Origin of the sequence: Thalassobacterium maritimum, from assembly GCF_031127805.1 — a bacterium.
Classification (GTDB): Bacteria; Verrucomicrobiota; Verrucomicrobiia; order Opitutales; family Coraliomargaritaceae; genus Thalassobacterium; species Thalassobacterium maritimum.
Genome location: NZ_JARXHW010000284.1, coordinates 1 through 346 on the forward strand (window position 1 = coordinate 1; position 346 = coordinate 346).

Below are 346 nucleotides of genomic sequence, written 5' to 3' on the forward strand. Positions count from 1 at the left end.
GCGCTCACGTATCCTTCGAGCAGTGCCTGTTTGAAACCTGCGAGAAGTGCGGGTGGATACTTGAAGGTTTTTGTGTGATGACCAATCACTTCCACCTGGTCGTGCGCACGCCGAAGGGCAACTTGATCTATGGTATGAAGTGGCTGCAATCCACCTTTGCGAATCGCTACCACAAGTTTCGGAAAGTGCACGGCAAACTATTCCAAGGACGCTACAAGAGCTTAATCGTCGAAGAAGACGGCTATCTGGGTGCCCTCCTTCACTACACACACTTGAATCCTGTGCGAGCAGGCATGACCGATGTCGCTGGACTGCGTCATTACCGCTGGTCGAGCTATTGGTATCT

Annotated in this window: 1 protein-coding gene; it reads left to right on the plus strand. The window is 52.0% G+C overall.

Annotated elements, in window-relative coordinates; translation table 11 throughout:
- Positions 1–74: 74 nt before the first annotated feature.
- Positions 75–346, plus strand: a 272-nt coding sequence (locus tag QEH52_RS20355; RefSeq protein WP_425609308.1) for a transposase, incomplete at its 3' end; no start/stop codon positions are given.